The 1479-nt window shown below is 51.5% G+C and carries 2 protein-coding genes and 1 pseudogene; all 3 read right to left on the bottom strand.

All coding sequences use genetic code 11. The annotated features are described in order from the left end of the window. Positions 1-563 (bottom strand): annotated as a pseudogene (locus AAE045_RS23060) (phage tail protein); the annotation flags it as partial. After that, positions 475-942 (bottom strand): NlpC/P60 family protein, encoded by a 468-nt coding sequence (locus tag AAE045_RS23065; protein WP_455549662.1) that lies wholly within the window; start codon positions 940-942, stop codon positions 475-477. The pseudogene AAE045_RS23060 and the gene AAE045_RS23065, both read right to left, overlap by 89 nt. Beyond that, positions 935-1402 carry a DUF1833 family protein gene (locus AAE045_RS23070; protein ID WP_455549663.1) on the bottom strand — a complete coding sequence of 156 codons (468 nt, stop codon included), beginning with the start codon at positions 1400-1402 and terminating at the stop codon, positions 935-937. Before AAE045_RS23070 ends, AAE045_RS23065 begins: the two co-directional genes overlap by 8 nt. Positions 1403-1479 lie beyond the last annotated feature (77 nt).

Here is a 1479-nt window from a genome sequence, read left to right on the forward strand (position 1 = left end):
CCAGCCATAGAGCCAACGCTAGACTCTGAGTAGCGGAACTGGCTGAGGTCGTACTTTCCCAGGCCAAAGTTCATGTACTGCGTCACTTCTTTTTTGTTGTCGATGTATTCAAAGATAGCCTGCTGCAGCATGTCTGGATAAGCGCGGATCAGGCCGTAGTTATCAGGACGAGCCTCGCCGTTTCGGGCTATGTTTGTCTGCCCCTTCAGGCTGTTGTTCGGAGAGGTTTTGCTCTGCCCGCTCGCTCCCGCAGCATTCGGCTGCTTGATGAACGAGCTCATTACCTTTTGGGTAAATTTAATCGGGTTGAAGTGTTCGAGAGGGTTAAGCAGGGTCTTTGCAAGGTCACCAGATTTTGGCTGGTCGAATATCAGTATCCGGTCATCGCTTTTAATAGGAAAATCTACGTCATCATCATCCTGCAGTTCCCGTCCATTGATAATGACCCGCACATCAGAATGCACCCCTGCAGTTTCAAGCCACGCGTTGAACGACGCCCCCGCTGACACTTCCATCCGTTGCTTCGGCAGCCCCGGCACTCTCTGAATTTCGATTACCGGCATATCTCATGAACTCCACTCTGGTAAATAATTTCTGAATCGTGCGTACCTGGTCAAACCGAACGTGACCATTCTCACCACGGCTATGCAGCGCCATGCCGTCAATAATCAATCCCACATGAACCGGCTGAGCGCCGTAATACGCAATGAAGATATCGCCGTCGCTAAAGTGTTCCACTGGCCGCCAGTACACGACTTCACTATCAAAGCACGTCATGAAGTCCTCGCCCGCTTCGTAGTCCGGCGAGTGATGAAGCTCAATGCCAAGAACGTGCCGGTAGAAAAGAATCACGACTCCCCAGCAATCAGCCGCCTCAAACGTACAGGCGCGGTTATGCCATGGCAGGCTGATAACCCTGCTCAGGAACTCTTCTTTACGCATTTTGCAGCCCCGGAAACTCTTCTACGTTGTACAGAATGCCGATGTTTGAATTGAGCGGGTTCTTTATGGTCAGCGTGACAGTGACGTCATTTGCATCCATCGATAAATCGCTCACAAACAGCGTCCACGGCTTGAGCGGGGTATTCATGTCAGCCGCATCAAAGCGCTGATAGGTGAACTGGATAGGCACAATACGGGCGAATGCTTTCCATTGCTTCAGCTGCTGCTTGAAGTCGGTTGCCAGCCTGCTGAATTTGACCGTTGACGATATGACCGGCGTTGAGCTTTGTGGGCTCTCCACAATCTCCATGCGGCATGGATGGTATATCTGCCCAGCAAACGTCTTTGGAAATATCTGGTCCTTTACGAGCCTGATAGACCCGAAGGTGGAGCTGTAGATAGTGATTGTGTCGTAGAGGATGCGATTTGGGCGGCGGCTTTTGTACTCTCTGAAATTCATTATGGTGCCCTCGGCAGGGATTCCGGGTCGCGATTATCTGGATAACCGGTCACGACAATGTCCAGCCAGCTATCCCA

The sequence above is a fragment of the Dryocola clanedunensis genome (assembly GCF_038405435.1).
Classification (GTDB): domain Bacteria; phylum Pseudomonadota; class Gammaproteobacteria; order Enterobacterales; family Enterobacteriaceae; genus Dryocola; species Dryocola clanedunensis_A.